This is a genomic window from Geodermatophilus sabuli (genome assembly GCF_900215145.1).
GTDB classification, from domain to species: Bacteria; Actinomycetota; Actinomycetes; order Mycobacteriales; family Geodermatophilaceae; genus Geodermatophilus; species Geodermatophilus sabuli.
The window spans coordinates 131,635-152,498 of the sequence record NZ_OBDO01000011.1; the positions used below are offsets into that span (position 1 = coordinate 131,635).

21 protein-coding genes are annotated in these 20,864 nt (G+C 74.9%); 11 read left to right on the forward strand and 10 right to left on the reverse strand.

Annotated features, from left to right (window positions below; all coding sequences use genetic code 11):
- Positions 1 to 100 precede the first annotated feature (100 nt).
- On the forward strand, positions 101 to 1,132 hold the full coding sequence (locus CRP39_RS22055; protein WP_097208541.1) for an ion channel: 1,032 nt from the start codon (positions 101 to 103) through the stop codon (positions 1,130 to 1,132).
- A 28-nt stretch (positions 1,133 to 1,160) separates the two neighbouring features.
- On the opposite strand, the gene CRP39_RS27035 is transcribed toward CRP39_RS22055, so the two are convergent.
- Positions 1,161 to 2,333 (reverse strand): coiled-coil domain-containing protein, encoded by a 1,173-nt coding sequence (locus CRP39_RS27035; RefSeq protein WP_172442571.1) that lies wholly within the window; start codon positions 2,331 to 2,333, stop codon positions 1,161 to 1,163.
- Between the two features lie 130 nt (positions 2,334 to 2,463).
- Between CRP39_RS27035 and CRP39_RS22065 the strand changes: the two genes are divergently transcribed.
- Positions 2,464 to 3,504, forward strand: coding sequence for a site-specific integrase (locus tag CRP39_RS22065; protein ID WP_097208620.1), 1,041 nt, complete (start codon positions 2,464 to 2,466; stop codon positions 3,502 to 3,504).
- A gap of 16 nt (positions 3,505 to 3,520) precedes the next feature.
- Here the strand turns inward: CRP39_RS22065 and CRP39_RS22070 are convergent, their stop codons facing one another.
- From CRP39_RS22070 to CRP39_RS22080, 3 genes are all read right to left on the reverse strand, one after another.
- A complete protein-coding gene (locus tag CRP39_RS22070; protein ID WP_097208543.1) occupies positions 3,521 to 4,276 on the reverse strand; it encodes a succinate dehydrogenase/fumarate reductase iron-sulfur subunit in 756 nt (251 codons plus the stop codon).
- Between the two features lie 70 nt (positions 4,277 to 4,346).
- Positions 4,347 to 6,176, reverse strand: coding sequence for a fumarate reductase/succinate dehydrogenase flavoprotein subunit (locus CRP39_RS22075; RefSeq protein WP_172442572.1), 1,830 nt, complete (start codon positions 6,174 to 6,176; stop codon positions 4,347 to 4,349).
- A 16-nt stretch (positions 6,177 to 6,192) separates the two neighbouring features.
- Positions 6,193 to 7,023: a hypothetical protein gene (locus CRP39_RS22080; protein WP_097208545.1), complete on the reverse strand. Its 831-nt coding sequence runs from the start codon at positions 7,021 to 7,023 to the stop codon at positions 6,193 to 6,195.
- A 404-nt stretch (positions 7,024 to 7,427) separates the two neighbouring features.
- On the opposite strand from CRP39_RS22080, the gene CRP39_RS22085 reads away from it, so the two are divergent.
- From CRP39_RS22085 to CRP39_RS22110, 6 genes are all read left to right on the forward strand, one after another.
- Positions 7,428 to 8,063: a superoxide dismutase family protein gene (locus tag CRP39_RS22085; RefSeq protein ID WP_097208546.1), complete on the forward strand. Its 636-nt coding sequence runs from the start codon at positions 7,428 to 7,430 to the stop codon at positions 8,061 to 8,063.
- Between the two features lie 159 nt (positions 8,064 to 8,222).
- Positions 8,223 to 9,470, forward strand: coding sequence for a vanadium-dependent haloperoxidase (locus CRP39_RS22090; protein WP_097208547.1), 1,248 nt, complete (start codon positions 8,223 to 8,225; stop codon positions 9,468 to 9,470).
- A gap of 158 nt (positions 9,471 to 9,628) precedes the next feature.
- Entirely contained in the window at positions 9,629 to 10,108 is a 480-nt protein-coding gene (locus CRP39_RS22095; RefSeq protein ID WP_097208548.1) for a DUF2975 domain-containing protein, read from the forward strand.
- Positions 10,108 to 10,314 carry a helix-turn-helix domain-containing protein gene (locus CRP39_RS22100; protein WP_097208549.1) on the forward strand — a complete coding sequence of 69 codons (207 nt, stop codon included), beginning with the start codon at positions 10,108 to 10,110 and terminating at the stop codon, positions 10,312 to 10,314. The genes CRP39_RS22095 and CRP39_RS22100 overlap by 1 nt, the downstream gene beginning before the upstream one ends.
- The gene (locus CRP39_RS22105; protein ID WP_216359866.1) at positions 10,311 to 11,444 is read left to right on the forward strand and encodes an NAD(P)/FAD-dependent oxidoreductase; all 1,134 of its coding nucleotides are present in this window, start codon (positions 10,311 to 10,313) and stop codon (positions 11,442 to 11,444) included. Before CRP39_RS22100 ends, CRP39_RS22105 begins: the two co-directional genes overlap by 4 nt.
- 79 nt (positions 11,445 to 11,523) lie before the next feature.
- Positions 11,524 to 12,336, forward strand: a complete 813-nt coding sequence (locus tag CRP39_RS22110) for a sulfite exporter TauE/SafE family protein (RefSeq protein WP_245854034.1) — start codon at positions 11,524 to 11,526, stop codon at positions 12,334 to 12,336.
- A gap of 21 nt (positions 12,337 to 12,357) precedes the next feature.
- On the opposite strand, the gene CRP39_RS22115 is transcribed toward CRP39_RS22110, so the two are convergent.
- The gene (locus CRP39_RS22115; RefSeq protein ID WP_097208551.1) at positions 12,358 to 12,867 is read right to left on the reverse strand and encodes an HD domain-containing protein; all 510 of its coding nucleotides are present in this window, start codon (positions 12,865 to 12,867) and stop codon (positions 12,358 to 12,360) included.
- 107 nt (positions 12,868 to 12,974) lie between these two features.
- Here CRP39_RS22115 and CRP39_RS22120 point away from each other — a divergent pair, with 107 nt between their 5' ends.
- The gene (locus CRP39_RS22120) at positions 12,975 to 14,210 is read left to right on the forward strand and encodes a low temperature requirement protein A (protein WP_216359867.1); all 1,236 of its coding nucleotides are present in this window, start codon (positions 12,975 to 12,977) and stop codon (positions 14,208 to 14,210) included.
- Positions 14,211 to 14,291: 81 nt separating this feature from the next.
- Here the strand turns inward: CRP39_RS22120 and CRP39_RS22125 are convergent, their stop codons facing one another.
- The 3 genes from CRP39_RS22125 to CRP39_RS22135 all read right to left on the reverse strand — a co-directional run bounded on the left by CRP39_RS22125 (position 14,292) and on the right by CRP39_RS22135 (position 16,228).
- Positions 14,292 to 14,651: a carboxymuconolactone decarboxylase family protein gene (locus tag CRP39_RS22125; RefSeq protein WP_097208552.1), complete on the reverse strand. Its 360-nt coding sequence runs from the start codon at positions 14,649 to 14,651 to the stop codon at positions 14,292 to 14,294.
- An 84-nt stretch (positions 14,652 to 14,735) separates the two neighbouring features.
- Complete coding sequence (locus CRP39_RS22130) at positions 14,736 to 15,614, reverse strand: RNA polymerase sigma-70 factor (RefSeq protein ID WP_097208553.1); 879 nt, start codon at positions 15,612 to 15,614, stop codon at positions 14,736 to 14,738.
- Positions 15,611 to 16,228: a carboxymuconolactone decarboxylase family protein gene (locus CRP39_RS22135; protein ID WP_097208554.1), complete on the reverse strand. Its 618-nt coding sequence runs from the start codon at positions 16,226 to 16,228 to the stop codon at positions 15,611 to 15,613. The genes CRP39_RS22130 and CRP39_RS22135 overlap by 4 nt, the downstream gene beginning before the upstream one ends.
- Before the next feature lie 262 nt (positions 16,229 to 16,490).
- Between CRP39_RS22135 and CRP39_RS27040 the strand changes: the two genes are divergently transcribed.
- The gene (locus tag CRP39_RS27040; protein ID WP_172442573.1) at positions 16,491 to 16,916 is read left to right on the forward strand and encodes an ester cyclase; all 426 of its coding nucleotides are present in this window, start codon (positions 16,491 to 16,493) and stop codon (positions 16,914 to 16,916) included.
- Between the two features lie 12 nt (positions 16,917 to 16,928).
- On the opposite strand, the gene CRP39_RS22145 is transcribed toward CRP39_RS27040, so the two are convergent.
- The gene (locus CRP39_RS22145; RefSeq protein WP_097208556.1) at positions 16,929 to 17,696 is read right to left on the reverse strand and encodes a glycoside hydrolase family 16 protein; all 768 of its coding nucleotides are present in this window, start codon (positions 17,694 to 17,696) and stop codon (positions 16,929 to 16,931) included.
- Complete coding sequence (locus tag CRP39_RS22150) at positions 17,693 to 18,385, reverse strand: NRDE family protein (RefSeq protein ID WP_221201057.1); 693 nt, start codon at positions 18,383 to 18,385, stop codon at positions 17,693 to 17,695. Before CRP39_RS22150 ends, CRP39_RS22145 begins: the two co-directional genes overlap by 4 nt.
- A gap of 141 nt (positions 18,386 to 18,526) precedes the next feature.
- Between CRP39_RS22150 and CRP39_RS22155 the strand changes: the two genes are divergently transcribed.
- Positions 18,527 to 20,860, forward strand: coding sequence for a glycoside hydrolase family 65 protein (locus CRP39_RS22155; protein WP_097208557.1), 2,334 nt, complete (start codon positions 18,527 to 18,529; stop codon positions 20,858 to 20,860).
- Positions 20,861 to 20,864 lie beyond the last annotated feature (4 nt).

Here is a 20,864-nt window from a genome sequence, read left to right on the forward strand (position 1 = left end):
GGCCGAACGGGTGCCTGACCAGCACCGGACCGCCCGGGTCGCCGGAGCCGGCGCGCGCGAGCGGTAGCTTGCGGTGCCGCCATGATCCTCGGGAGGGCGTGTGCTGTTCTTCATCGGTCGCCTGGCGCGGCTGCTGCGGCTGCGGCTGCGCGGGTGGCGGTTGCCACTGACCGTGGCGGTCGGGGTGTTCCTGACCAGCTGGCTGGCCATGGCCCTCGTCGAGCCGCGGGGCAGCGAGATCGTCGCGCCGGGGAACTACTGGTGGTACTTCGTCGTCACGGCGGCCACCGTGGGCTACGGCGACCTCTTCCCCGTCTCGGCCGGCGGCCGGGCGGTCGGCCTGTACGTCATCGTGGGTGGCATCGTCACGCTGACGTTGCTGTTCACCCAGCTGGCCGAGGCGCTGCAGTCGGTGCGGGGCAGGCGGCTCAGAGGAGGGGTGACCCTGGACCTGGACGACCACGTGGTCCTCCTCGGCTACCTCCCGGGGCGGACCGAGCGGATCGTGGCGGAGTTGACCGCGGAGGGCCGGCAGCAGGTGGCCCTGTGCGCCTGGGACGAGGTCGCGGAGAACCCGATGCCCCATCAGGACGCGGTGCACTTCGTCCGCGGCGACCTCGCCGACGCCGACGTGCTGCACCGGGCCGGGATCGGACGGGCCCGGACCGCCGTCGTCGACGCCCGGGACGACAACGAGGCCCTCGCCGTCGCGGTGGCCGTGGACCACGCCAACCCGCGGGTCCACCTGGTGGTCGCGGTGCGCGACCTCCGGCGCCGGGAGAACCTCCGCTACGTCAACCCGGACGTGCAGGTGGTGCAGTGGCACATGCCCTTCCTGCTGACCGAGGAGGCCAACGACCCGGGCATCACCGAGATCTACAACGAGCTGATGACCGAGGGCGGCTCCGGCAACACCTACTCCGTGCGGGTCCCGGCCGGCTGGCCGCCGGTCGCCTTCGGTGAGGTGCAGAGCCGCTTCGGCCGCGAGTTCGGGGCCACCGTGCTGGCCGTCCGTTCCGACGACGAGTTGGTGGTGAGCCCGCCGTGGGACCGGCCGGTGCCGCCAGGGGCCACGCTCTACTACGTCGCGCGGCGGCGGATCGACGCCGACCGCCTGACCGCCGGACGCTGAGAGCGGTCCCGCCGGCCGCCCCGTCCGGTCAGGGGCGCAGCCGCGCGCGGAGGGCCTCGACCTCGGCGGTCAGCGCGCCGACCCGCTCGCTGGCCGAGCGTGCCGTCGCCTCGGCCGCGGTCGCGCGGGCGGTGGCGTCCTCGGCGCGCTGAGCCGACCGGGCCGCGTCGGTGCGGGCCTCCTGGCGGGCCTGCTCGGCGGCCGCGGCCAGGTCACCGGCCTCGCGCGCGGAGGCCCGCGCGTCCCGCTCGGCGTCCCGGGCCCGGTCCCGGTCCCGGTCGGCCTCGCGCGCCTGCGCCCGGGCGCCCGCCGCGGCGGCGAGCGCCTCGTCCCGCGCGGCGAGGGCCTCGTCGCGCTGCTCCGTCCTCGTCCGCACCGTCTCGGCGAGGGTGCGCTCGGTGACGCTCCACCTCGCCCGGGCCTCGACGAGCGCGTCGTGCTCGCGGGCGGCCTCCGCGCGGGCCCGCTCCTCCGCACGCCGCGCCCGCTCGGCGTCCTGCTCGGCCGCCCGCCGGCGCAGGTCGGCGTCGGCGCCCCGCGCCTCGGCGGAGGTCCGCTCGGCCTCGGCCCGGTCCCGCTGACCCTCCGCCTGCTCGCGGCCGGACTCGGCGGCGGAGCGCGCCTCCTCGGCCAGCCCGATCCGGTGCGCGGCGTCGGCGCGGGCCTCGGTGACCGCCCGGTCGGCGGCCGTCCGGGCGGCCTCCACGTCGCGCTCGGCCGCCTGGCGCGCCGCCCGCGCCTCCGCGCCGGCCTGCTCGGCCCGGAGGGCCCGCTCCTCGGCGCGCAGCCGCGCGGCGTGGGCGGCGTCGACGTCGGACCGGGCCTGGGCGATCCGGGCCTCCACGGTCTCCTCGTCCCGGTACTCGGCCAGGGCGTCGGCGGCGGCGGCGAGCAGGGCGGCCTGCGTCTCCGCCGCGACGGCGGCCTCCCGGGTCGCCGTGGCCCACCGGGCCACCAGGTGCCGGACCCGGCCCTCCGGAGGGAGGTCGTCGGTCAACGCCGCGGTGGCCGCACCGAGCCGGGCCGACCGCTGGCCGCTCACCCGGGCCCGCTCCTGCCGGGCGGACTCCGGGTTGTGACCGGGGTCGGTGCAGAACTTGGGGGACGGGCCGCTGCGTCCGGGCGTCCGGGGACGGCGCGGTGCCGCGCAGCCGGGGAAGGCGCACGGCTCCGGGGTTGCCGAGGCGGCGGGGGTGTCCATGTACGGACGATAGTCGGATGGGCGATCCGGTGATCCCATCCATCTTCTGGAGGGCAGGACCACTTCCGAGAAACACCACTTCTACGAAGTGCAGCTCGCGCGCCCCGGCGTCCCGCGGGAGACTCCCGGGATGCACCCGGACCAGGCCGCGGACACCGACCCGGAGGCCACCGCCGCGGCGGAGGGCACCGTCGTCCCGGCGCCGGCCGGCGACGGCACGCTCCGGTCCGGCGACCTCACCTCGATCGGCTCGTACGTCGCCGCGGCCCAGGCCGAGAGCACCCGCCGCACCTACGCGCGCGACGTGGCCGCCTGGGCGGCCTGGTGCGCCGGCCGCGCCCTGCCGGCGACGCTGCCCGCGGACCCGCTGGCCGTCGCCGCCTGGCTGGCGTCGATGGCCGACGACGGGCACAGCCCGCGGTACGTGGCCCGGCGCCTGTCGGCGCTCAACGACGCGCACCGCACCGCGGGGCACCCCGCCCCGGGCGACAGCGCGGGCGTCCGGCGGACCCTGGCCGGGATCCGCCGCACCGCCGCCCGCGCCGGCCACCGGCCGCGGCGGGCCCGGGCGGTGGACACCGCGACCGTCCGGGCGCTGGTCGAGGACCTCCCGGAGACCCTCGCCGGCACGCGTGACCGCTGCCTGATCCTGATCGGCTACGCGCTGGGCCTGCGCGCCTCGGACCTGTGCTGGCTGCGGATCGAGGACCTCACCCCGGCCGGGCACGGCGGCCTCGACGTCCTGGTGCGCTTCTCCAAGACCGACCAGGACGGCGCGGGGGAGACGCTCGCGCTGGCCGAGGGCGTGCGCGAGGTGACCTGCCCGGTCCGCGCCGCCCGCGCGTGGCTGGCCGCGCTGGCCGGGCAGGGGATCACGTCGGGCCCGCTGTTCCGGTCGGTCGGCAAGGGGCGCGCCCCGCGGCTCGGGACGGCCGCGCTCACCACCCGCAGCGTCGACCTGGTCCTGACCCGCGCCGCCGAGCGCGCCGGCGTCTCCCCCGAGGGGCTGTCACCGCACTCGCTGCGCCGCGGGTTCGCCACCACGGCATACGCGCAGGGGGTGTCGGAGAAGGAGATCAGCCGGACCGGCCGGTGGAGGTCCCTGGTGGTCCGCTCCTACGACGCCTCCGGCCGGTGGGCCGACCCCGCGTCCGGCTCCCTCGGGCTCTGAGCGCCGCGGCCGGGGGTCACCGGCGCGGGCGCCGGCCGATCTTCGACCCCAGCCAGGTCAGCGGGTCGTACCGGCGGTCCACGACGCGTTCCTTGAGCGGGATGATGCCGTTGTCGGTGAGGTGGATGCCCTCCGGGCACACCTCGCTGCAGCACTTGGTGATGTTGCAGTAGCCGAGCCCGAACTCGTCCTGTGCCGCGTGCTTGCGGTCGACGACGTCGAGCGGGTGCATGTCCAGCTCGGCCAGGCGGATGAGGAAGCGCGGGCCGGCGAAGGCCCGCTTGTTGTCCTCGTGGTCGCGGATGACGTGGCAGGTGTCCTGGCACAGCCAGCACTCGATGCACTTGCGGAACTCCTGCGGCCGCTCGACGTCGACCTGCTGCATCCGGTGGTTGCCGTCCGCGTCCCGGGCCCGGGGGGTGAACGGCGGGATCTGCGCGGCCTTGTCGTAGTTGAAGGACACGTCGGTGACCAGGTCCCGGACGACGGGGAAGGTGCGCAACGGGGTGATCGTCACCGTCTCGTCCTCGCCGAAGGTGCTCATCCGGGTCATGCACATCAGCCGCGGCCGCCCGTTGACCTCCGCGCTGCAGGACCCGCACTTGCCGGCCTTGCAGTTCCACCGGACGGCGAGGTCGCCGGCCTGGGTGGCCTGCAGCCGGTGGACGACGTCGAGGACCACCTCGCCCTCGTTGACCGGCACGGTGAAGGTCTGCAGGTCTCCGCCCGCGGCGTCGCCCCGCCAGACCCGGAAGGTGGCGTCGTAGCTCATGCCGTCTCCTCGCTGGCGCTGGTCGCCTGCATGCATGTGGCTGTACTCATGACGGAGCTCGCACGCTGGCTCACGCCGACTCCTCGAAGATCTCGGCCAGCTCCGGCGGCATCTGCGGGAGCGGTTGCCGGGTGAGCGCCACGGAGCCGTCCGGGGCGAGGGAGCAGACGAGGTTGGTCCGGGCCCACTCCGCGTCAGGGGTGGGGTGGTCGTCGCGGGTGTGCCCGCCGCGGCTCTCCTGCCGCTCCAGCGCCGCGCGGGCGATGCACTCGCTGACGCGGAGCATGTGCGGCAGGTCCAGGGCCAGGTGCCAGCCGGGGTTGTACTGGCGGTGCCCCTCGACCGACAGGTTCGCCACCCGCTCCTTGAGCGCCGCGATGCGCTCCAGCGCCTGCTCCATCTCCGGTGCGGTGCGGATGATGCCGACCAGGTCGTGCATCGTCTGCTGCAGGTCCTGCTGCACCGTGTACGGGTTCTCGCCACCCTCCCGCTCGAACGGCGCCAGCGCCGCCCGCGCGGCGTCGGCCAGCGCCTCGTCGGGCAGCGGCGCCCGGTCGACCCGCCCGCGGGCGTGCTCCGCGGCGGCCAGCCCGGCGCGCCGTCCGAACACCAGCAGGTCCGACAGGGAGTTGCCGCCCAGCCGGTTGGACCCGTGCATGCCGCCGGCGACCTCGCCGGCGGCGAACAGGCCCGGGACGCGGGCCGCCTCGTCGTCGGGGTCGACCTCCACCCCGCCCATCACGTAGTGGCAGGTCGGCCCGACCTCCATCGCCTCGGCCGTGATGTCGACCTCGGCGAGCTCCTTGAACTGGTGGTACATCGAGGGCAGCCGCTTGCGGATGTAGTCGGCCGGGCGGCGCGAGGCGATGTCGAGGAACACCCCGCCGTGCGGGGTCCCGCGCCCGGCCTTCACCTCGCTGTTGATGGCGCGGGCGACCTCGTCGCGGGGCAGCAGCTCGGGTGGGCGCCGGTTGTTCTTCTTGTCGTCGTACCAGCGGTCGGCCTCGTCCTCGGTCTCCGCCGTCTCCTTGCGGAAGAAGTCGGGGATGTAGTCGAACATGAAGCGGTTGCCCGCGGAGTTCTTGAGGACGCCGCCGTCGCCGCGCACGCTCTCGGTGACCAGGATCCCGCGCACCGACGGGGGCCAGACCATCCCGGTGGGGTGGAACTGGACGAACTCCATGTTCACCAGCGTGGCGCCGGCCTGCAGCGCCAGGGAGTGCCCGTCGCCGGTGTACTCCCACGAGTTCGAGGTGACCTTGTAGGACTTGCCGATGCCGCCGGTGGCCAGCACCACCGACGGCGCCTGCCAGGCGACGAACCGCCCCGACTCCCGCCAGTAGCCGAAGGCGCCGGTGACGCCGACGCCGTCGGCTGCGTCGTCAGCCGCCCCAGCACCTCGACCGGTGAGCAGCCGGGTGACCGTGCACTCCATGTAGACGTCGATGCCGAGGGCCACGGTGCGCTGCTGCAGGGTGCGGATCAGCTCCAGGCCGGTGCGGTCGCCGACGTGGGCGAGGCGGGCGTACCGGTGGCCGCCGAAGTCGCGCTGGCTGATCAGCCCGTCGGGGGTGCGGTCGAACAGGGCGCCCCAGTCCTCCAGCTCCCGGACGCGGTCGGGAGCCTCCTGGGCGTGCAGCTGCGCCATCCGCCAGTGGTTGAGCATCTTCCCGCCGCGCATGGTGTCCCGGAAGTGCACCCGCCAGTTGTCCTCGGGGTAGGCGTTGGCCATCGCCGCGGCGATGCCGCCCTCGGCCATCACCGTGTGCGCCTTGCCGAGCAGGGACTTGCAGACGACCGCCGTGCGCGCCCCGGCCTCGTGGGCGGCGATCGCGGCCCGCAGCCCCGCACCCCCCGCGCCGACGACGACGACGTCGTACTCGTGCCGCTCGAGCTCCATCAGAAGAACTCCTGCATCAGAAGAAGCGAAGGTCGGAGATCGTGCCGGTCGCCAGGAGGAGGACGTAGAGATCGGCGAAGGCGACGCCGGCCAGGGAGATCCAGGCGAACTGCATGTGCCGGGTGTTGAGCCGGGAGACGACGGTCCAGAACCGGTAGCGCAGCGGGTGCCGGGAGAAGGAGTTGAGCCGGCCGCCGACGATGTGCCGGCAGGAGTGGCACGACAGCGAGTACAGCCACAGCAGCGCCGCGTTCGCCAGCAGCACCAGCGTGCCCAGCCCCATGTGCCCCCAGGCGCCGGTCTCGTCGCGGAAGGCGAGCACGGCGTCGTAGGTGAGGACGACGTTGAACAGCAGCCCGAGGTAGAAGAAGTACCGGTGCACGTTCTGCGCGATGAGCGGGAACCGGGTCTCGCCGGTGTAGCGCCGGTGGGGCTCGGCGACCGCGCAGGCCGGCGGGGAGAGCCAGAACGACCGGTAGTAGGCCTTCCGGTAGTAGTAGCAGGTGAGGCGGAAACCCAGCGGCACGACCAGGATGTAGATCGCCGGGGAGATCCACGCCGGCCCGGTGAACCACTCCGGGAACGTGTCGCCCTCGCACGCCGTCGTGATGCACGGCGAGTAGAACGGCGAGATGTAGGGCTCGGAGAAGTAGTACGCGTTCTGGAAGGCGCGGACCGTCGAGTAGACGATGAACGCCACCAGCGCCACGACGGTCAGCAGGGGCTGCAGCCACCAGCGGTCGGTGCGCAGCGTCCGCGCGGCGATGGTCGCGCGGCGGGGCGGGTGGCCACCGTTGCCGTTGCCGGGGGTGACCGCCCCGGTGCCGCGGGGCGCGGTGGTCGTCACGGCGCGGTGCGGCCCGGTGTGCCCGTGCCGCCGTCGGTTCTGTCGCCTGCGACCTCGCTCCGGGCGGGTGCCGCCCCGATCGCTCCGGTCACGTCCTGCTCCACAGACATCGCTGCCCCCAGCTCACTGTCGACGCCGCCGGGCCGACGGAGGGACGCAGTGCACCACGGACCCGGGTCCGGGGAAAGGGCCTCGGCTCCGGGAGCGCGGAACGCCACCGGCCGCGGCCCGGGGCCCGGCGCGGCCCGGCGGCGGGAGCGGACCGGGTTCCTCCGCGGCGTCCCCCGGAGGACGCTGGCTGCGTCCCGGCGCGGGGGGCTGGGCCGATCCGTCGGCGGCGCCGGGACCCGCACCCGTCCCGGTCGCGGTCGTCCGGCCGTCGACCGCCCGTCAGGAGGATCCCCATGCGCCGCACGGTCGCTCTCGCGTTCGCCTGTCCCTGCGTCGTCCCGCTCCTGCTCGTCGGGGGGTGCGCGGCCGACGACGGGGCAGCGGCCGCGCCGGACGTTGGGGGCGGCGCGGGAGCGGCCGACCCGGCCGAGGGGGAGGAGGAGCTCACCGCGCGCCTGGTCGACCCCGAGGGTGGGGAGGTCGGGACCGCCGTCTTCCGCGAGGTCGAGGGCGGCCTGCAGGTGAAGGTCGAGGTGGACGGGCTCCCGGCGGGGTTCCACGGGTTCCACGTGCACGCCGTCGGCCTCTGCGAGCCGGACAGCACCAACCCGGCCGACCCGTCCATGACCGGGGACTTCCTCTCCGCCGGAGGACACCTCGGTGCCGGGACGGCCGACCACGGCGAGCACGCCGGCGACCTCCCCGTGCTGTTCGTCGACCAGACGGGTGCCGGGTCGCTCGCGGTCGTCACCGACGCCCTGACCCGGGCGGACCTCACCGACGACGACGGCAGCGCGGTCATGGTGCACGCGGGGCGGGACAACTACGCGAACGTCCCCGAGCGGTACGCCCCCGACGGCCCCGACGAGATGACGCGCAACACCGGCGACGCCGGCGGCCGCATCGCCTGCGGGCCGGTCGAGGGCTGACCGTCGGAGCGTCGCGACACCCCGCTCGCCGACGGCGCGCGCCGGGCCCTGTCCGCGGCCCGCACCCGGGACTAGCGTTCCTCCTCTGCTCCCGGCGCCGCCACCGGTCCCGAGACGGGGGACCAGGGGTGGCGGGCAGCGGGACCGCGGAGGCACTCCATGACCAGGGCCCGCACCGCACGGCGTCAGGGTGCCGCGGCCGCCGCGCTGCTGGTGCTCACGGTGACACCGACCGCGGCGGCCGCGCACCCCCCGGCCGAGCCGCCAGGTGACCCCGGGGTCGTGCTCAGCTGGAACGCGATCGCCTGGCGCACCATCGGCGTCGAGGGGGAGAAGCCTCCACCGGTGGCCCAGCTCTACCTCGGCATGGTGTCGACGGCCGTGTACGACGCCGTCGTCACCGCCGAGGACGGCGGGGGCGCGTCGGACGTGGCCGCGGCGACCGCGGCCCACGACGTGCTCGTCCACTGGTTCCCGGCGTCCCGGGCCGCCCTGGACGCGGACTACGACGCCTGGCTCGGCGGCGTCCCGGACGACGAGGTGCGGCGGAACGGCCAGCAGGTGGGGGCCGACGCCGCGGCCGCCCTCGTCGCGGCTCGCGCCGACGACGGGCGGGACGCCCCGATCACCCTGCACCGGCCCGAGGAGCCGCCGGCCGGGATGTGGGTGCCGACCGGCACCGGCGAGATGCAGGCCCCGTGGCTGGGCTTCACCGAGCCGCTGTTCGTCGACTCCCCGGAGGAGTTCGCCACCGACGGGCCCGACCCGCTGGAGAGCGACGAGTACGCCGCGGACCTCGCCGAGGTGGCGGCGATGGGCTCAGCGACGAGCGCGAGCCGCTCCGCGGAGCAGACCGACCTCGCTCTGTTCTGGAGCGACAACCCCGTGCGGCAGTACCAGGACGCCATGCGGGAGCGAGCCGTCCGGCAGCAGATGGACATCGCGGACACCGTGCGGATGTTCGCCGCCGTCAACACCGCCGGGGCCGACGCGCTGATCACCTGCTGGCGGGTCAAGTACGACACCCCCTTCTGGCGCCCGGTCACCGGGATCCAGCAGGCGGACCGGGACGGCAACCCCGCGACGACGGCAGACCCGGCGTGGACCTCGCTGCGGCCCGCCCCGCCGTACCCGGACAACCCCAGTGGCCACGGCTGCGTCAGCTCTGCCGTCGCCGAGACCCTCGAGGAGCTGTACGGCCGCGGGCAGGTGGACATGGAGATCCGCAGCAACGTCACGAACACCACCCGGACCTACGACGACGAGGAGACCTGGCTGGACGAGGTCACGGACGCGCGGATCTGGCTGGGGTTCCACTTCCGCGACGCGATGGACGACTCCCGCGAGATCGGCCGCGGCGTCGCCGACGCGGTGGTCGAGGACGGGTTCCGGCCGACCGTCCGGTGAGCCGCCCGACGTCGGACCGGCTCGTCCCCGCCCCCTGCGAGCGCGAGCCGGACCGGCGGACGCCGAGGGGAGCACGGCGGGACCTGACGACGGGGAGACCGGCGGTTCGGCACGTCTGACATATCGACATCCGATGGATCCCCATCGAGACTCGATGGGTGACGAGAACCTCCCGGGTGGTCGGGTTGCTGCGGGTCCTGCTCGTGTTGGCGTTCGGCGCCCTCCTCGCGGCGCAGGTCGCCGTCCTCCCCGTGCTGCTACGGCAGATCGCCGAGGAGTCGCCGGAGCTGGCGTCGCTCCGGTGGCCGGTCCTGGCCCTCGCGGTGCCGGCGCTGCTGTGCGTCCAGGTCGTGATCGCCTGCACCTGGCGGCTGCTCACCCTGGTCGAGGACGACCGGATCTTCAGCGCGGCGTCCATGGGCTGGGTGAACACGATCGTGGGCGCGCTCGCCGCCGCCTGGGTGCTGCTGCTCGGCGGGTTCGGCTGGTCGGTCCTCGGCGGGGGGCCGCCCGGTCTGTCGGCGGCGCTGCTGCTGGTGGTCGTGGCCGGCGCCGTGGTGGGGCTGCTCATGGTGGTGATGCGCGCCCTGCTGCGGCAGGCCACGACGCTGCGGACCGACATGGACGCGGTCATCTGATGCCCATCGTCGTGCGCATCGACGTCGAGCTCGCCAGGCGCAAGATGAGCGTCGGCGAGTTCGCCGAGCGCGTCGGGCTCACCCCGGCCAACGTGGCGGTGCTCAAGAACGGCCGGGCCAAGGCGGTCCGCTTCAGCACCCTGGACGCCATGTGCCGGGTGCTGCAGTGCCAGCCCGGTGACCTGCTCGAGTGGGTCGAGGAGTGACCGCCCGCGATGTCCCGGCGACCGTCGACGTGCTGGTCGTCGGCGCCGGGCTGGCCGGGCTGCACACCGCCACGCTGCTCGCCCGGCGCGGCCACGAGGTGCTGCTGGTCGAGCGGCGCCCCGGTTTCACCGGCGCGATCCGCACCACCGGCATCTTCGTCCGCAAGACGCTGGACGACTTCCCACTCCCGCCCGACTGCCTCGGGCCGCCGATCCGGCGCGTGGTGCTCCACCCCCCGGGGCGGGGCCGCCCGGTGACCCTGGACAGCGCGCGCGACGAGTTCCGGGTGGGCGACATGGCGCCGCTCTACCTCGCCGCCGCCCGCACCGCGGCCGACGCCGGCGTGCGGATCGCGCTGGGCACCCGCTACGCCGGCCGGCGGGACGACGCCTTCGTCGTGACGGGGGCGGACGGACCGGCCCGGGTGCGGGCGCGGTTCGTCGTCGGCGCCGACGGAGCCCGCTCGCGGGTGGCCCGCGACCTCGGCCTGGACCGCAACCGCGCCCTGCTGGTCGGGGCCGAGGAGGTCTTCGCGGTCCCCGGCGGCGTGGAGCCCCCGGCGTTCCACTGCGTGCTCGACCCCTCGCTGGCTCCCGGCTACCTGGCGTGGGTGGTCAACGACGGGCGGCACGCCCACGTCGGGGTGGCCGGCTACGCCCACCGCTTCCCCGAGGGACTGCGCGGGGCCCTGGAGCGGTTCGCCGTCTCGGCGCCCGGACTGCCCGGCGTCGACCGCCCCCTCGACGTCGAGCGGCGCGGTGGGCCGATCCCCGTCGGCGGTCTGCTGCGCCGGATCGGCGGCCCCGACGGGCTGCTCGTGGGCGATGCGGCGGGCGCGGTCTCACCGCTGACCGCCGGCGGTCTCGATCCGTGCCTGCGGCTGTCGGAGCACGCCGCCGACGTCCTCGACGACGCCCTGCGCACCGGTCGGCCCGGCGCCCTGGCCCGGTACGACGGCGGCGCCCTGCGGGCCCGCTTCCGGGGACGGCTGGCGCTGCGCCACGGCTTGGCCCAGGTGCGCACGCCCGCGATGGCGGCGGCGGCGTTCCCCCTGCTGCGCACGCCGTTCGGACAGGCCGCGGCGCGGCGCGTCCTCTTCGGCGACCGGTCGTTCCCCACCCCCCGGTAGCCGGAGGTGTCCTCCTGGCGGGGGCGGCTCGCGGGGTGGTGCCACCCGTGGCGCGGCCGGCCGGGGAGACTGGCTGCTCGTGCCGACCGAACTCCTGCCCGACGGGATCACCCCCACCGTGCTGGTGCTGGTGCTGGTCGCCGCGCTGGCGGCCGGCTGGATCGACGCGGTCGTGGGCGGCGGCGGCCTGCTGCAGCTGCCCGCCCTGCTGCTGGTCCCCGGGATCACCCCGGTGCAGGCGCTGGGGACGAACAAGCTGTCGTCGATCTTCGGCACCACGACCAGCGCCGTCACCTACCAGCGGCGCGTCCACCCCGACCTGCGCACGGCGCTGCCCATGGCCGCGGTGGCGCTGGTCAGCAGCTTCGCCGGGGCCTCGGTCGCCGCGCTGCTGCCGGCCAGCGTGTTCAAGCCGGTCATCGTCGTCGCCCTCGTCGCGATCGCGCTGTTCACGCTGCTGCGGCCGTCGTTGGGAGAGGTGACCGCACTGCGGCACACCGGCCGCCGGCACCACGGCGTGGCCGCGGTCGTCGGCGCCGTGATCGGCTTCTACGACGGCATCCTCGGCCCCGGGACGGGGTCCTTCCTGGTGTTCGCCATGGTGTCGCTGCTCGGCTACGACTTCCTCGCGGCCAGCGCCAAGGCCAAGATCGTCAACGTCGCCACCAACCTCGGTGCCCTGCTGTTCTTCGTGCCGCACGGCTCGGTCTTCTGGGGCCTGGGTCTCCTGCTGGGCGCGGCCAACATGCTCGGCGGGTACCTGGGCTCGCGGACGGCGACCACGCGGGGCAGCGGCTTCATCCGCGTCGCCTTCCTCGTGGTGGTCACCGCGCTCATCGGCCGGGTGGGTTGGGACGTGTGGACGGAGAACCTCCGGCCCCTCGTCGGATGAGGCCCGGACCGTCCGGCGCGGTCAGGCCAGGACGCGGCGGCCGTGGACCGGGTCCGCGGCCTCGGCGGCGAGCAGGATCCGGCGGGCCGGGCGGTAGCGGCCCTCGCGCAGGCTGCGCGCCTTGTCGGGGTCGGTCCGGGCCAGCTCGGCGTTGGCGGCCAGGTTGTGCCGGTTGTCGGCCAGCTTCACCAGCCGGCCGAGCGGGTGCGCGGCGGAGCGGCGGATCAGGCCGGCGATGTAGGGCTCACCGGGGCGCCGGGTGACCGCGTCGACGGCCTCGACGACCACCTCCGGGACGCCGAGTGCGCGCAGCCGGTCCAGGTCGTAGCGGCGGGCCGGGTCGGGGGCGTCGCGGGTGTCCTCGACGATGTCGTGCAGCAGGCCGGCCATCTCGGCGTACTCCCCGTACGGGCGCAGCGCCTCGGCGATCGGCCGCAGGTGGGCGAGGTAGTAGTCGCGGCCCTGGCGGTCCACCTGACCCTCGTGCGCCGCCAGTGCGAGCAGGTGCGCGTCGGCCACGGTGAACGCCACGCGTCGAGGCTAGGCGCTGGGCACGGCGCCCGAGCGGAGCGGGCGAGGGGCCCGCCGGTGTCGGGTCGAACCTCGCCCGCCGGGCCCCGGACTCCTAGCCTGGCCGGGTGACCGGGATCGCGGACCACTCGGGGCGGCTGCGCATCCGGATGCGGGAACGGTCACCCGACGAGCCGCACCGGGTGTCCAGCCCGCTGGAGCTGCTGTTCGACCTGACGTTCGTCGTGGCCGTCGCGAGCATCACCGCGCAATTGGCCCATGGCATCGCGACCGGGCACGCCCTGGACGACCTGATGCCCTTCCTCCAGGTCTTCTTCGCGATCTGGTGGGCGTGGATGAACGCCACCTGGTTCGCCTCGTCCTTCGACACCGACGACGTCCCCTACCGGGTCCTGACGATGGTCCAGATGGCGGGCGTCCTCGTGCTCGCGGCGGGTGTGCCGTCCGCGTTCGAGGAGAACGACTACCGCGCCATCACCCTCGGCTACCTGGTCATGCGGATCGGCCTGGTGGCGCAGTGGCTCCGGGCGGGGCTGGAGGACGCCGCGAGCCGGCGCACCGCCGTCCGCTACGCCCTCGGGATCTCCGTCCTCCAGGTGGGCTGGTTCGCCCGCCTCGTGCTCGCGGAGACCGGTGTGCTGCCGGAGCCGGCCCTGCTGCCGGTGTTCCTCGTCCTCGTCGTCGGCGAGCTGGCGGTACCGCGCTGGGCGGAGCGGACCCGGCCCACCAGCTGGCACCCGCACCACATCGCCGAACGCTATGGACTCTTCGTGATCATCCTGCTCGGGGAGAGCGTGCTGGCCGCGTCGACCGGGGTGCAGGCGGCATCCGCGGCCGGGGCGGGCGTGACCGGGTCGTTCGTCACCGTCGCCCTCGGGGGGCTGGTCCTGCTCTTCGCCCTCTGGTGGCTCTACTTCCTGGAGCCGTCGGGAGAGGGCCTCGCCCACCGGCGCGACCGGTCGTTCCTGTGGGGCTACGGCCACTACGGCATCTTCGTCGCACTCGCGGCCGTGGGCGCCGGGCTGGAGGTGGCCGTGGAGGGCACCGGCCACTCCCTGGAGGTGTCCGCGACCGGCGTCGGCTACGCCGTCGCCCTCCCGGTGAGCGTGTTTCTCGTCCTCCTCTGGGCGGTGCACGCGCCGATCGTGCGCGGGCCGGTCATCTCCCCACCCCTGCTCCTCGGGGCCGCTGCCGTCGTCCTGCTGCTGCCGCTCGCGACGGAGCTCGTGGGGCTCGCCGCCGTCGTCGCGACCGTCGCGGGCGTCTGCTCGTCCCTCGTCGCGGCGGGGGTGCTGTCGCCGTCCAGACGGCGCAGCGAGCGGCCCGCCGACATGGGGGTCTGAGGCCCGGCTGCCGGGTGGGCCGTCCCTCCGGCCGTGGCAGCTTCCAGTCCGGTGACCTCGCCCCGCCCGGCGAACCGCCGGTCAGCCCTGCTGGGGGTCGGTCTCCTCGGCGAACTCCCGGAAGGCCGCGAACGCGCGCGGGCCGTACACGGTGCCCGGACCGCCGTTCATCGCGATGGTGACGCCGAGGGCCTCGGCGACCTCCGCCTCGGTCGCGCCGGTGCGGACCGCCCCCCGGGCGTGCGACGCGATGCACCCGTCGCACTCCTTGCTGACCGCGATGGCGAGGGCGATCAGCTCCTTGGTCTTCTCGTCCAGCGCACCCGCGGCGTACGCGGCGGCGTGCATCTGGCGGTAGCCGTCGTAGACCTCGGGGATCGCGCGGCGCAACGCGCGGGCCGGTTCGCGGAGTTCTCGCTGGACGGCGTGGCCGTGGCTCATGCCGCGATGGTGTCAGCCACTGCGCCGCCGGGCGCGGTGGCGGCGGGCCCCGGTCGGCGGGAACCGTCCGGTCGGCGCGCACGGTCACCGGCTGAGCTCGGCCTCCTCGTCGACCCGGGTCAGCTTGTGCGGGTTGCGGACCGCGTAGACGTGGGTGATCCGGCCGTCCTCGACGACCAGGCTCACCACCGTGTCCAGCCGGCCGTCGAGGTCGAGGCGCGCCGCCGGGCCGCCGTTGAGCCACACCGGCGTCGCCGTCAGCTCGCCGGCCAGCCGGGCCAGGCCGCTCAGCAGCGCCGCCACCCGGTCGGCTCCGTGGATGGGCCGCCGGGCCGCGGCGACCACGCCGCCGCCGTCAGGGACCACGACGACGTCCGGGGCGAGCACGTCGAGGAGCCCCTGCAGGTCGCCACCGCGGACCGCGGCCAGGAACCGCGCCACGACGGCCTCCTGCTCGGCCCGGCTCACCCGCACCCGCGGCCGCCGCGCGGCGATGTGCCGGCTCGCGCGGGAGGCGATCTGCCGCACCGCCGCCGGCGTCTTGCCGACCGCCTGCGCGATCTCGTCGTAGGGCGACTGGAACACCTCGCGCAGCACGAACACCGCCCGCTCGGTGGGGCCCAGGGTCTCCAGCACGGTCAGCATCGCGAAGGAGACGCTCTCGGCGAGCTCGACGTCCTCGGCCACGTCGGGGCTGGTCAGCAGCGGCTCGGGGAGCCACTCGCCGACGTACTCCTCGCGTCGCCGCGCCAGCGTGCGCAGCCGGTTGAGCGCCTGCCGGGTGACGATCTGCACCAGGTAGGCCCGCGGGTCGCGGACCTCGGCACGGGCACCGGCTCCGAGGGCCGCCCACCGCAGCCAGGTCTCCTGCACGACGTCCTCGGCGTCGGCGGCGGTGCCGAGCATCTCGTAGGCGACCGTGAACAGCAGGCTGCGGTGGGCGAGGAACGGGTCGTCGGTCATGCCCGCGACGCGACCCCGGTCGGCTGCGCCGGGGCGGTGACCGCACTCGGCTGCGCGAGGGGCGCCAGGCCGCACGACGCCGCCAGCCCCTGGGCCTCGATGCCGAGCGCGACGTTGGTGCGCGCGTACTGGTTGGCCAGCGCGATCCAGGCGGTGAGCTCGACCAGCGCCGGCGCCCCGAGCTGCTCGAGCAGCCGGGCGGAGAGCTCGTCGGTCACCGAGGGCGGCGTCTGCGACATCGCCTCGGCGTACTCCAGGACGTCACGCTCCAGGGGGGTGAAGACGTCGGACTCCCGCCACCGCGGCACCTCCCGGGCCTTGGCCTCGTCGAGCCCCTTGTTGTGCGCCTGGAAGTACCCCAGGTCCAGGCAGAACGAGCAGCCGATCAGCGCGGCCACCGCCATGTGGGCGTAGGACTTCAGGTCCTCGTCGCACGCGTGCCACCGCCCGGCCTTCTGGCCCAGCCCGAAGCTGAACCGGAGCACCGGCCGGTTGTGCCACATGATGCCGAGGGCCTCGGGCACGTCGCCGAGCATCTTCCGGCTGGCCGCCTTGAGCACGGCGCCGTAGACGCCGGTGATCTCGGCCGGGGGGATCCGCGGGGTGCTGGTCATGTCTCCTCCTCGTGTGCTGGTCGCGGCATCAAGACACCGGCCGAGGCCGATCCGTGACAGCAGCGTCCCGCACCCGGCGCGGGAGGAGCAGATCCCGGCGGAGGACGAAGGGCCCTGGGGGGCGCCGGGCCCGGCTGCGAGGGTCCTCGGCGGGGCCGACAGGTCACCTCGCGCAGCGCCGGGTGGTCTTGTGCGGCGTCGGGTCGCACTGCGCAGTGCCGGTCATGCCGTGCAGTGCCGGTCGTACCGTGCAGGAGGAGCCATGACCACTCTCGCCGAGCGGGTGGAACGGGCGCGGCTGTCGTGGAACGCCGGGGACCTGCCCGGCTACCTCCGGCTGTACGCCGAGGACCTGCGGTTCCACGGCGTCCAGCCGGATCCGATGGACAAGCCGTGCGTGGCCGGCTTCTACCAGCAGTTCTGGTCGGCGCTGGGTGCACCGGGGCGCCCCAACCCGGAGCTGCGCATCCACGAGCACCTCGTCGACGGCGACCTGTACAGCGGCCGCTTCACCGTGTCCGGTGAGCACCACGGCGACTTCATGGGCGTCCCCGCCACGGGCCGGCCCTACCTGCTCGAGGTCATCACGATCATGCGGTTCCGCAGCGACCAGGTGGCCGAGCGCTGGACCGCCGCCGACTTCCTGGGCCTGCTGGTGCAGCTGGGCGCCGCCCCGGCCCCGGCCTGAGGAGGTGGGTGGTCAGCTGACCGGGGTCCCGCCGATGCGGTCGACGACGAGCTCGGGCTCGACGTAGGGCTCCCCGCGGACGGCCTTCTCGGGGAAGTCGAAGACGGCGAGCATCGACTGCACCGGGTAGTCCGGCGTGGTCGCAACGGTGCGGACGGGCTCGTCGTCGACGAGGAACACCGCCCGGTCGGGCCGCCAGTCGACGGCGTAGGTGTGGAACTCCGCGACGTCCAGGTCCAGCCGGGGCGCGGCGAAGTCCTCGACCGCCCGCGGGTCGCGGAACGGGTGCGTGCCCATCCCCACGGCGGCGCTCGGGGTCGCGTCCAGGGCGTCGCCGAAGACCTCCATGACGCAGAGTTCGGCGCAGCGCTCGGGCCGGTCCTCCAGGCCGACCAGCCACCACGCGGCCATGGACCGCGGGGTGAGCGTCGCCCGTGCGCGCATCTCCAGGCGGCCGTACCGGGGCGTCCACCCCCAGTGCGCCGGCTGCTCCTCGCGGACGACGGCGCCCGGGCGCACCGGCTGCTGGCCGACGGTGCTGCCCACGGGACCCGAGAAGACCCCGGACTGGATACCCGAGACCCGCAGCGGCGGGTGGTCGTCGGGGCACCAGAGGGGGTGGTGCTCCGGCACCCGCAGGCGCAGGCAGGAGTCCCCGACGTCGTACACCGCGGCGGTGGCGGCCCGGGAACTCCACTGCGGCAGGTAGTGGGGGACCCAGACGGTGGTGTCGAGGACCGGGGCGTCGAAGTGGTCCTCGAAGGGCAGCGTCGCGGTCATGGCCCGTCGAACGCGGCGGTGTCCCAGGGGGCGCCGGTCCAGGGGCGGCGGCTGTACTCGAGGCGCAGCCGTCCGGGCCGGGCGTCGACGATCTCGGCGAACACGGTGCCGTACACCTGACCGTCGCGCTCGTGCCGGACGGCCAGCGCGGAGGGGTCGTCGGCTGGGGGCCCGTCCTGCACCAGCCCGCGCCAGCCGTCGGGGAAGTCCGTCCCGGCGAAGGTCGCCCGCCAGCGCTCGGCCTTGCGGTCCTCGGGGCCGCCGGAGGTGATCACGTACGTGCCGTCGGCGCACTCGGTGCGGGTGAGCCGGTCGCCGTCGAACTCCCAGGTGGTCAGCCGGTCCGGAGCCGCCAGGACGAGCAGGAAGCCCGCCATCCCGTCGAGCCGGACGTGGGAGACCCAGTCGGCGCCGTGGACGGCACCCAGCAGCGGCAGCTCCCCGCGGCTCGGAGCCCCCGGCGCGGCCGGTCGCTCGTGGTACCGGTTGAGCACGAGGGCGGTGACGCCGGTGTCGATCCGGGTCGCGCACCAGGTGCCCCCGGCGGCGTGGTCACGCCCGCCGACGACGTCGGGGAAGCGCGGCCACCAGCGGCCGGGGTCGTCGAAGTCGCGGGTGGTCACCTCGTCGCGGACGGCGAGGACCTGCACCGGCCGGTCGGCGGACCGACGCACCACCACCGTGCACATGCCCGCATCCTGCCGTGCTCCTCCGCGGCGGGGCCGTGCCGCCGGATCGCGCCGCGGCGTGCCGACCGGTAGGACAGGTAGGACAGGGGAGTGGGCCCCGCGGGCGCCCGGACCGTTCCTGCGACGACGGAAGGGCCGCACGTGACCACCCCGAGACTCGACACCGCCCCGTGGCTGGTCCGCGAGCCGCACGTGGACCTCGAGACGCTCGGCGTCACCGAGTCGGTCTTCAGCCTCGCCAACGGCTACCTCGGGATCCGGGGGACGCTCGACGAGGTCGAGCCCTTCGGCATGCGGGGCGCCTACCTGTCCGGGGTCTACGAGACGCACCCGCTGTCCTATCCCGAGGGCGGCTACGGGCACCCCGAGGTGGGGCAGGGGCTGCTCACCGTCACCGACGGCACGCCGGTGCGCGTCCTCGTCGACGGCGTCCCGCTCGACGTGCGCGAGGTCCGCCCGCAGGTCCACGAGCGCACGCTGGACCTGCGCGCCGGCACGCTGGACCGCCGGGTGCGCTGGACGGCGTTGTCGGGCACGACCATGGAGGTGACCTCGCGGCGGATCGTCTCCCTGGCGGAGCGGTCGGTCTGCGCGGTGCGGTACGAGGTTCGCGCCCTCGACGGTCCCGCGCACGTCGTCGTGCGGTCGGAGGTGGCCGCCGGGGAGGTGACGCCCACGGGCGTGGACAACGACGACCCGCGGGTCGCACCGGCCCTGGACCACGCCTTCGAACCGCTCGTCCACGTCAGCACGGCGACCGGCGGGGCCCTCGGGTCACGGACGCACCGCTCGGGCATCACGATCGCCGCCGCGGTGGACCACGAGATCGACGGCGGGCGGGTGAGCACGCACGCCGACGAGCACCACGTCATCACCACGGTCGCCGCCGACCTGCTCCCCGGCCAGGGCCTCACGGTCGTCAAGGCCGTCGGCTACAGCTGGTCCTACGACGCCGTCGTCGACTCCGTCGTCGGTGAGGCCTCGGCCGCCGTGGGGTCGGCGCGCGACCTCGGGTGGGAGGGGCTGCTCGCCCGTCAGCGTGCCGTGCTCGACGAGCTGTGGGCGACGGCGGACGTGCAGGTCGACGGCGACCCCGAGCTCCAGCAGGCGCTGCGCTACGCCGTCTTCCAGCTGTTCTGCGCCGCCGCCTGCATCTCCGACGCCCCCGTCGGCGCCAAGGGGCTGACCGGCATGGGGTACAGCGGCCACACCTTCTGGGACGTCGAGGGCTTCGTCCTGCCCGCCCTGACCCTGCTGCGCCCGGACGCGGCGGCCCGGCTGCTGCGGTGGCGCTCGTCGACGCTGGACCACGCCCGGGAGCGGGCCGGGACACTGGGGCTGGCGGGCGCGGCCTTCCCGTGGCGGACGATCAGCGGGCCCGAGCTGTCCGCGTACTGGCCCGCGAGCACGGCAGCGATGCACGTCAACGCCGACATCTCGCGCGCCTTCCGGCTCCACCAGAACGCCACGGGCGAGGACCTCGACTCCGTCGGGGGCCTGGAGGTGCTCGTCGAGACGGCGCGGCTGTGGATGTCCATGGGCCACGAGGACGCGGCCGGGGGTTGGCACCTGTTCGGCATGACGGGACCGGACGAGTACACCGGCGTGGTCGACGACAACGTCTTCACCAACCTCATGGCCCGGCGCAACCTCCGGTGGGCCGCCGACGCCTGCCGGCGGCACCAGGCGCGCGCCCGGGAGCTGGGCGTGGACCACACCGAGACCGCTGCCTGGCGGTCCGCGGCCGATGCCGTCCACGTCCCGTGGGACGAGGGGCTGCGCGTGCACCCGATGAACGAGAACTTCACGACCTACCGGGAGTGGCGGTTCGAGGACAAGCGCGAGGACTACCCGGTCCAGGAGCACCAGCACTACGCGAAGTTCTACCGGCGGCAGGTGCTCAAGCAGGCCGACCTCGTCCAGGCCCTGTGGTGGTGCCGCGACGACTTCACCGACGAGGAGGTGGCGCGCGACCTGGACTACTACGAGGCGCGCACCGTCCGGGACTCCTCCCTCTCCGCCGCCGTCCAGGCGGTCGTGTGCGCCCAGGCGCAGCACCCCGACCTCGCCCTGCGCTACCTGCGGGAGTGCGCCCTCGTCGACCTGCGGGACGTGCAGGGCGACACCGCCAAGGGCCTGCACCTGGCCTCGATCGGAGGGGCGTGGCTGGCGCTGGTCGCGGGCCTCGGCGGCATGCGGGAGGACCACGAGGACCTCGAGATCGCGCCCCTGCTGCCCTCCTCGCTCACCCGCACCGCGTACCACCTCACCTGGCGCGGCCGGTTGCTCCGCGTCGAGACGACGCGCGAGGGCACCACGGTCACGCTGCTGCGCGGCGAGGGGCCGGTGACCGTCGTCGTGGACGGCGCCCCGCTGCCGGTCACGGCCGCGGCACCGGTCTCCGTGCCGCTCCGTGCCCCGACCCCCCTGCTCGACGAGCCGCGGCAGCCGGCCGGTCGCGAACCGCGCACCTGAGGCG